Annotated in this window: 8 protein-coding genes; 6 read left to right on the plus strand and 2 right to left on the minus strand. The window is 68.1% G+C overall.

All coding sequences use genetic code 11. From position 1 onward, the window contains the following. Nucleotides 1-287: 287 nt before the first annotated feature. Both AC1DOC_RS09025 and AC1DOC_RS09030 read right to left on the minus strand, forming a co-directional pair. Nucleotides 288-1,364: an alkene reductase gene (locus AC1DOC_RS09025; RefSeq protein ID WP_015865606.1), complete on the minus strand. Its 1,077-nt coding sequence runs from the start codon at nt 1,362-1,364 to the stop codon at nt 288-290. A 63-nt stretch (nt 1,365-1,427) separates the two neighbouring features. Then, nucleotides 1,428-2,228 carry an SDR family NAD(P)-dependent oxidoreductase gene (locus tag AC1DOC_RS09030; RefSeq protein ID WP_015865605.1) on the minus strand — a complete coding sequence of 267 codons (801 nt, stop codon included), beginning with the start codon at nt 2,226-2,228 and terminating at the stop codon, nt 1,428-1,430. A gap of 111 nt (nt 2,229-2,339) precedes the next feature. Between AC1DOC_RS09030 and AC1DOC_RS09035 the strand changes: the two genes are divergently transcribed. The 6 genes from AC1DOC_RS09035 (at nt 2,340) to AC1DOC_RS09060 (ending at nt 8,740) form a co-directional block, all read left to right on the plus strand. Further along, nucleotides 2,340-2,867 (plus strand): MarR family transcriptional regulator, encoded by a 528-nt coding sequence (locus AC1DOC_RS09035; protein ID WP_015865604.1) that lies wholly within the window; start codon nt 2,340-2,342, stop codon nt 2,865-2,867. 103 nt (nt 2,868-2,970) lie between these two features. Next, entirely contained in the window at nt 2,971-3,858 is an 888-nt protein-coding gene (locus tag AC1DOC_RS09040) for a helix-turn-helix domain-containing protein (protein ID WP_015865603.1), read from the plus strand. 135 nt (nt 3,859-3,993) lie between these two features. After that, nucleotides 3,994-5,679 carry a thiamine pyrophosphate-binding protein gene (locus AC1DOC_RS09045; RefSeq protein ID WP_041945844.1) on the plus strand — a complete coding sequence of 562 codons (1,686 nt, stop codon included), beginning with the start codon at nt 3,994-3,996 and terminating at the stop codon, nt 5,677-5,679. 34 nt (nt 5,680-5,713) lie between these two features. Further along, the gene (locus tag AC1DOC_RS09050; protein ID WP_015865601.1) at nt 5,714-6,691 is read left to right on the plus strand and encodes a tripartite tricarboxylate transporter substrate binding protein; all 978 of its coding nucleotides are present in this window, start codon (nt 5,714-5,716) and stop codon (nt 6,689-6,691) included. A gap of 50 nt (nt 6,692-6,741) precedes the next feature. Beyond that, a complete protein-coding gene (locus AC1DOC_RS09055) occupies nt 6,742-7,059 on the plus strand; it encodes an NIPSNAP family protein (RefSeq protein WP_015865600.1) in 318 nt (105 codons plus the stop codon). Between the two features lie 79 nt (nt 7,060-7,138). Then, entirely contained in the window at nt 7,139-8,740 is a 1,602-nt protein-coding gene (locus AC1DOC_RS09060) for an L-lactate permease (RefSeq protein ID WP_015865599.1), read from the plus strand. Nucleotides 8,741-8,764: the final 24 nt, after the last annotated feature.

Raw genomic sequence — 8,764 nt, forward strand, 5'->3', positions numbered from 1 at the left:
GTGGCGGATTGCGCCTCGGTCGTGCTGATCGAAAACTCGACGGGCCGTTGGGAAGAGTTGCATGTCTTCCACTTGCCGTCGGCTGATACCCCGGCCCGCGACGATTGACCCCGGGGGTCGAACACGCGTCGCACCATGGTCTTCAGCATTCACTACACCGCGAAGCGGGACATGCCACTGACCCCCATCGGCTGGGCTGCCTGTTGAGCTCGCCGTTTCGGCCGTTTACCCGGTGCGCTTGAACCATCGGCCACGCCGGCGGCGTGCTTGTTTGCAACCGACGGTGCCTAGCCCGCGAGCGTCGGATAGTCCGTGTAGCCCTTGGCGCCGGGCGTGTAGAACGTCTCCGGCGCAGGCGCATTCAGCGGCGCGTCCTGGCGCATGCGGTCGACCAGGTCGGGGTTGGCGATGAAGGCCCTGCCCATGGCCGTCAGGTCTGCGCGGCCTTCGCTCAGGGCCTGCAGTGCGCTGGCCTTGTCGAGTCCGCCGGCAAGGATGAAGGGGCCATCGAACGCGGCCCTGAGGTCGGTCTTCAGCTTGGCCGGGACGGGCGGGGTGCCCAGGGCCGAATGGTCGAGCACGTGGACGTACATGAGGCCGAGCGCGGAGAGCTGCTTCACCAGCGCCAGGTACTGTTCGTCCACGCCTTCGAACGCGCCGGTGCCATTGAGCACGCCGTGCGGCGACAAGCGGATGCCCACGCGCTCCGCGCCGATTTCCTTCACGGCCGCACGCGCGACCTCGAGCACCAGCCGGTTGCGCCCTTCGGCCGTGCCGCCGTAGCCGTCGGTGCGGCGGTTGACGTTGGCGTTCAGGAACTGCTCGAGAAAGTAGCCATTGGCGGCATGCAGTTCGATGCCGTCGAAGCCGGCCTCGATGGCAAGGCGCGCAGCCGTGGCGTATTCGCCGATCGCCACCTGGATGTCGGCCTCGGTCATGGCGCGCGGCGGCGTGTGAGGCTGGTTGCCTTGCGTATCCGTCCACATCTGGCCGGGGCATGTCTCCGACGACGAGCTCAGCACCTCGGCACCGGCCGGCAGGTTGTCCGAGTGGGCCACGCGGCCGGTGTGCATGAGCTGCACGACGATCCTGCCGCCCTTGGCATGCACTGCGTCGGTCACGAGCTTCCAGCCTTGCACCTGGGCATCATTGAACAGGCCGGGAATCCGGGCGTAGCCCAGGCCGTTGGGCGAAGGCGAGGTGCCTTCCGTGATGATGAGCCCGGCGCCCGCGCGCTGGGCGTAGTAGGTGGCCATCAGGCTGTTGGGCGTGTTGTTCTCGGCCGCGCGGCTGCGGGTGAGCGGCGACATCACGGCACGGTTCTTGAGCGGGATGGCGCGCAAGGAGAAGGCGTCGAAAAGCATGGACTGTCCTGAAGAAAAGGGGAGTGAGAAGAAAGGAGGGGGATGGCCTTGGCCCGCAGCGGCTCAGCCGATCCGGTAGCGCGGGGCCGGCGTTCCCACCTGGGTGGCGGCAAACAATGCGGAGCGCGCCGCTTCGTACTTGTCCCACAGCGTTGCATCGGCGACCGACGGCCACGTGACCGCTTCGCCCTGGTCCCATCCCGCGAGCGCCGCATCGACCATGTGCTCGGTGGTCATCAAGGCGTCCTTGTTGAGGGCCGCCAGAGGCACGCCCGACAGGTCCCAGATCTCGGTGGCCGTCGAGGCCGGCAGGACCAGCTGAACCTTCACGCCGGTGCCGGCCAGCTCTTCCTGCAGGCCCCGGCTGTATTGCAGTACGAAGGCCTTGGTGCCGCTGTAGACGGCGCTGATCGGCAGCGCATGGATGCCCAGCACCGAAGCGATGTTGATGATCACCCCGTCGTTTCTGGCGATGAAGGCGGGCACCACCGCCTGGGTCAGGCGCGTCAGCGCCGTGATGTTGAGGGCGATCTGCGACAGCGCGTCGCCCGCGGACCTTTGTGCCACCGGTCCCAGCCGCGCAATGCCGGCGTTGTTCACCAGCACGCGCAGGTCGGCGCGGGTGGACAGGATCGTCTCGATCCGCGCCAGGTCCTCGTCCTGGGTCAGGTCGGCAACGACCGCCTCGGCCTGGATGCCGTGCGCCTTCGAGACCTGCGCGCAGAGGGCTTCGAGGCGGTCGGCGCGACGGGCGACAAGAATGAGGTCGTAGCCGCGCGCGGCGAGGCGGTCAGCATAGACGGCGCCGATGCCGGAGGAAGCCCCGGTGACAAGAGCGACTTTCCTGGAGCTGGGATGTGTCATGGGTGGTTTTCCAATAAAATTTGAGGGCTCAACCAAAAAAGTTGAGGGCTCAAATGTAGAAGCGATCCGCCRCCGGCTGCCGTTGGTGCAGCACTCAACCATTTTCAAGACATGGGAATAAAAACCAAAGCCGTCGACGCGAAGTGCAGCCTGGACAAGCCGGCCGCGGATCAGGATGTCCTGGGTGGGCGCGTCTGCACGAACACGGCGCTGCGCCTGGCCGCCCGCCGGCTGGGCCAGCTGTACGACGAAGCACTGGCACCGCTGGACCTCAAGGCCACGCAGCTCGCGCTCATCGCGGAAATCGACAAGCTCACGGTTGCCGCCCCGCAAGGGCCGACGCTGCAGGACCTCGCGACCCGGCTCGCCATCCAGCTGTCGGCGCTGACCCACGCGCTCAGGCCGCTGGTGCGSGACGGCTTCGTCGAGTTGCGTGCGGACGCCAAGGACCGGCGCACCAAGCACGGCGTGCTCACCCCGCTGGGCAAGGCCAAGTTGTCCGAAGCGGTGTGGCGCTGGGCCGCGGCAAACGACCGCGTGGAGGCCGTGCTGGGCCCTGCCTCGGCGGCGAACCTCCGGGCTCTGGCCGATCAGGTGTCGTCCGACGCGTTCCTGGCGGCATACAGGTCGGAGGATTGATTCGACCGGCGGCTGAGCGGGGTGCCATGCGCTGGATGCCGCATGGCGGCATGCAGCGCTGTCCGATAATCGATGGCTTCGATCCGCCATCGCAAGCCCGCTCGTGTACACGCCGCCTCCCGCCGATTTTCCTGTCTTCGACAGCTCCGACTTCAGCGGCGAAGCAGGCGCATTCCATTTCGACCTGGTGCGGCTCGAAGACCGCCCGGACATCCCACGCGGCTTTCCGCACCGCCACAACTACTACCACCTGCTGTGGATGAGCGAGGCCGCGGGCACGCACCTGCTCGACTTCGAGACCTTCGAGGCGCGCGCCAACACCGTGTTCTTCGTCTCGCCCGGCCAATTGCACGCCTGGGCCTCGACCGTGCAGCCCAAGGGCTTCGTCATCAACTTCAGCACCGAGTTCTTCGTGCAGATGTTCCCGCGCTCGGACGACATCGCGAAGTACCCGTTCTTCCACATCGCGTCGGACGCTCCCGTGCTCTACCTTGACCAAGCGCAGCACGACGAGCTGCTGCCGCTGCTGCTCGAGATGGAAAGCGAGATGCTCGGGCGGGCGGAGGCGCGGCTGGACATCGTGCGCTCCTACCTGCTGGTGCTGCTGACGCGGTTGCGGCGGCTCTATCCGGCGCGTGCGGCCGACGGCGCCTCGCCGCAAAGCTACTCGCTGACCAAGCGCTTCAAGCTCCTGATCGACCAGCACTACCTCGACTTCGGCCCGCTGCGCGACTACGCGCAGCGGCTGCATGTCACGGAGCGCCAGCTCAACGACGCCGTCAAGCGCACGCTCGGCAAGACCGCGGGCGAGCTGGTTCATGAGCGCCTGGTGCTCGAGGCCAAGCGGCTGCTGTGCAACACCGACATGGGCGTGGCCGAGATCGCATTCCATCTTCACTTCGAAGACCACGCCTACTTCAGCCGCTTCTTCAAGAAGCGCACGCAGCTGACACCCGGCGAGTTCAAGAAGCGCTACGGCACGGCCCTCTAGCTGGCGTAAGCCCCTAGTGCGGGCCGTCGAAAAGTACAAGACGAGCTCGCAATCGTCCTACCGCCTCGGGCGTTCGGCTGCCTAAAGTCGATCCATCTCAACTCCGCCGCCGCAATGGTGGCCCGATGGCTGGCGATGAATGATTCCCCCAAACTGCGCACCGGCGGCCAGCTGATCGTCGACGCGCTGCTCGCGCAAGGCGCTGACACCGTGTTCTGCGTGCCCGGCGAGAGCTACCTCGACGTGCTCAACGCGCTGCATGCGCAGCAGGACGCCTTGCGTGTCGTGGTGTGCCGCCACGAAGGCGCGGCCGCCTTCATGGCCGAGGCCCAGGGCAAGCTCACGGGCCGGCCCGGCATCTGCATGGTCACGCGCGGGCCCGGTGCCACCAACGCGAGCATCGGCGTGCACACCGCCTTCCAGGACTCCACGCCGATGATCCTGCTGATCGGCCAGGTCGGGCGCGACATGCTCGAGCGCGAGGCCTTCCAGGAGATCGACTACCGGCGCATGTTCGGCCCCTTCGTGAAGTGGGTGGCGCAGATCGACGACGTCGCGCGCATTCCCGAATTCATGGCGCGCGCCTGTTCGGTGGCGATGTCCGGGCGCCCCGGCCCCGTGGTGCTCGCGCTGCCCGAGGACATGCTGACCGATTCCGCCTTTCCCGTTGCGGCGCCGCGCGTGGAAGTGCCGCAGGCGCATCCCGCGCCCGACGCGATGCTGCGCCTGCGCGACCATCTTGCCGCGGCGAAGCAGCCGCTGCTGCTGCTCGGCGGCCCCGGCTGGAGTGCGGCAGGCCGCGAGGCGATCGAGCGCTTTGCCGTGCAGAACGCGCTGCCCGTGGCCTGCGCCTTCCGTCGGCAGGACCTGTTCGACAACCGCCATCCGCAGTACGTGGGGGAGGTCGGCATCGGCATCAATCCCGAGCTGGCCCGCGCGGTGCGCGAGGCCGACCTGCTGGTCGCCGTGGGAACGCGGCTGGGCGAGATCGTCACGAGCGGCTACACGCTGCTCGAGGTGCCGGTGCCGCGCCAGCAGCTGGTGCACGTGCTGGCCTCGGCCGAGGAGCTCGGGCGCGTGTACCAGCCCGTGCTCAAGATCCTGAGCAGCCCGGTGCCATTCGCGCAGGCGGCTGCTGCGATGCCACCGGCCGACCCGGCGCCTTGGCGCGCATGGCTCGGCCAGCTGCGCGCAAGCTATGAGCGCTATGTCGCACCTTCGACGCGCGAGGCGAAGCTCGACCCCGCGCGCGTGATCCAGACCCTGGGCGACACGCTCGAACCCGATGCCATCCTCACCAATGGCGCGGGCAACTACAGCGCCTGGGCGCACCGCTACTACCCGTTCTCGCGGCCGAACACGCAGCTCGCACCCACCAGCGGCGCGATGGGCTACGGGGTTCCGGCCGCCATTGCCGCCAAGCTGCAGCATCCGTCGCGCCAGGTGGTCTGCCTGGCGGGCGACGGCTGCTTTTTGATGACCTCGCAGGAACTCGCGACCGTCCAGCGCCATGCGCTCTCGATCCTCTTCATCGTGTTCAACAACGGCATGTACGGCACGATCCGCATGCACCAGGAAGTGAACTACCCCGGCCGGCCGATCGGCACCGACCTGTGCAACCCCGACTTCGTGCGCTATGCGCAGTCGTTCGGGCTGCGTGCCGAGCGGGTGGAGCGCAGCGACGACTTCGCTCCCGCGCTGCAGCGCGCCCTGGGCGCAGCCGGCAGCGCGCTCATCGAGCTTGCGATCGAGCCCGAGATCCTGACGCCGCGCGCCACCCTGAGCGAGCTGCGCGACAAGGCATTGCGCGCCGCGTCCTGACGAAATTTCGCGATCCCAAAAAGGAGACATAGAGATGAACAAACTGCTGCGGGCTTCGGCCCTGGCGGCACTGGGCGCCTGCGCGCTCGTGCAGGCCCATGCGCAAGGCCCCGCCGACTTTCCGACACGCCCGATCCGGATCGTGGTGCCCTTTGCCGCCGGCGGCGCCACCGACGTGATCGCCCGCGTGGTGGGACAGAAGATGTCGGACCAGCTCGGCCAGCCCGTGGTGGTCGACAACAAGGCCGGGGCCAACGGGAACATCGGCGCCGTGGCCGTGGCCCGCGCTGCGCCCGACGGCTACACGATCCTGATGGCGACCTCGAGCCACGCGATCAACGCGACGCTCTACCGCAAGCTCGACTACAGCCTGACCAAGGACTTTGCGGCGCTGTCGAACCTGGCCTCGGTGCCGCTGGTGCTGGTGGTGAACCCGGGCGTGCCGGCACGCAGCGCGGCCGAGTTCGCGGCCTACGCGAAAAGGCAGGGCGACAGGCTCAACTTCGCTTCGGGCGGCACCGGCACCGCGGCGCACCTGGCGGGCGAGCAGTTCAACACCCTGGTGGGCACGCGCATGCTGCATGTGCCCTACAAGGGCGGCGCGCTGGCCCAGACCGACCTCATCGGCGGCCAGGTGCAGGCGATGTTCGCCAACCTGCCCGAGGTGCTGTCGCAGGTGCAGGCCGGCAAGCTGCGGCCGCTGGCGCTGACCGGCAAGGCCCGCCGCGCCAGCCTGCCCGAGGTGCCGACCTTCGCCGAAGCCGGCTATCCGCAGATGGAGGCGCGCTCGTGGTTCGGCCTCTTCGCGCCGGCCGGCACCCCGGCGCCGGTGGTGGCCCGGCTGTCTTCGTCGATCGCGCAGGCGGTGGCCGACCCGGCCGTGCAGGCGCGCCTCAAGGAACTCGGCGCCGACGCCATCGGCGACACGCACGAAGCCTTCCAGCCCTTCGTCGCACAGGAAGTGAAGCGCTGGGGCGCACTGGTCGAGCGTTCCGGCGCGACCGTGGACTGAATGAAAGAACCCTCCTGAACCGCAAAGAACCTCAAAGAAACGGAAAACACATGCTCTACGACGTCCGCACCTACACCTGCCGCCCTGGCACCCTGAAGCGCCACCTGGCGCTGTATGCCGAGCACGGCTTCGACATCCAGCGCCGCCACCTCGGCGAACCGCTGGCCTATCTGCAGACCGAGACCGGCAACGTCAACAGCTACACGCACATCTGGGTCTTTGCCGATGCGGCCGATCGCGCGAACAAGCGCGCCGCAATGCAGCGCGACCCGGCCTGGGCGAGCTACCTCGAGAAGAGCGCGGCGGCCGCCTACCTCGTTTCGCAGGAAACGAGGCTGATGGTGCCGACCTCCTTCTTCAAACCCTGACATCGCGCTGCTGCGCGCACGCGCAGCCACGGCAGCCGCAAAGACGGCCGCGCCGCCACAAGACCCTTGGAGACATCCCTTGTATCAACAGATCTACGACCCGATCGGCGGGTCCCTGCTGCTGTCGTCGGCGCTGGCCGCGCTGCCGCTGCTCACCATGTTCGTCATGCTGGGATGGCTGCGCGTTGCGCCGCACATCGCGGCCTTCGTGTCGCTCGCCATCTGCGTTCTGGTGGCGGTGTTCGCCTACCGCATGCCGTGGGCCACGGCGCTCGACGTGGGGCTGTACGGCGCGGCCTTCAGCGTGCTGACGGTGCTGTGGATCATCGTCAACGCGATCTGGCTCTACAACCTGACCGTGCAGTCGGGCCACTTCGCGGTGCTCAAGGACAGCTTCGCGCGCATCAGCCCCGATCCGCGCATCCAGTCGATCATCATCGCCTACAACTTCGGCGCGCTGATCGAGGCCCTGGCCGGCTCCGGAACGCCGATTGCCATCTCGGGCGCCATGCTGCTGGCCATCGGCATCAAGCCGATGAAGGCCGCCGTGCTGGCGCTGGTGGCCAACACGGCGCCCGTCGCCTTCGGCGCACTTGCGGTGCCGATCGTCACGCTGGCGCAGGTGTCGGGCGAACCCTTTGGCCTGCTGGGTGCGATCGTCGGGCGCCAGACGCCGATCCTGGCGGCCTTCGTGCCGCTGATCCTCGTCGGCCTGCTCGACGGCAGGCGCGGCCTTCGCCAGACCTGGCCGGCCGCCGTGGTCGCAGGCCTTGCGTTCGGCGCGGCGCAGTGGATTGCCGCCAACCACATCTCGGTCGAGCTGGCCGATGTATTCGGCGCCCTCGGCTCGGCCGGCGCGCTCATGCTGTTCCTGCGCGTGTGGCAGCCGGTGCAGCCCGGGCGCATCGAAGACGTGGAGCCGTCGCAGCTGGCGGCGGCGCGGCACGACGCACGCACCGTATGGATCGCCTACGCACCCTACATGCTGATCATTGCCATCTTCTCGCTGGCGCAGATCAAGGGCGTGCAGCAATGGCTCTCGGCCGGCACCCTGCGTTTCCCGTGGCCGGGGGTGGACATCGTCAATGCGGCGGGCAAGCCCGTGTCCTCGGTCTTCACGCTCAATGCGCTGTCGGCGACCGGCACGCTTCTTTTCGTGGCAGGGCTGCTGTCGGCGATGCTGCTGCGCGTGCGGCCCAGCGCGGCCGTGCGCACCTATGGCGCCACGCTCAGGCAGCTGCGCTGGGCCATTCCCACCGTGCTGTGCGTGCTGGCCCTGGCCTTTGTGATGAACTACTCCGGCCAGACGATCACGCTCGGCCGCTGGATGGCGCAGACCGGCCCGGCCTTCGCCTTTCTCTCGCCGGTGATCGGCTGGATCGGCGTGGCCGTGACCGGGTCGGACAATTCCTCCAACGCGCTGTTCGGCGCGCTGCAGGTCGCCGCGGCCAACGAGACCGGCATCCGCCCCGCATTGCTGGCCGCGGCCAACGCATCCGGCGGCGTGCTCGGCAAGATGATCTCGCCGCAGAGCCTGGCCGTCGGCGCGGCCGCGGTCGGCGTCATCGGGCAGGAGGGCGCGATCTTCCGCAAGGTGATCGGCTGGAGCCTCCTGTTGCTGCTGGCGCTTTCCACGCTGGTCTACTTGCAGACGGGGCCGCTGGCCTGGATGCTTCCCTGAACTTCCACACTTTCTGATCCACGG

Source organism: Variovorax sp. 01T439_2 (assembly GCF_056398445.1).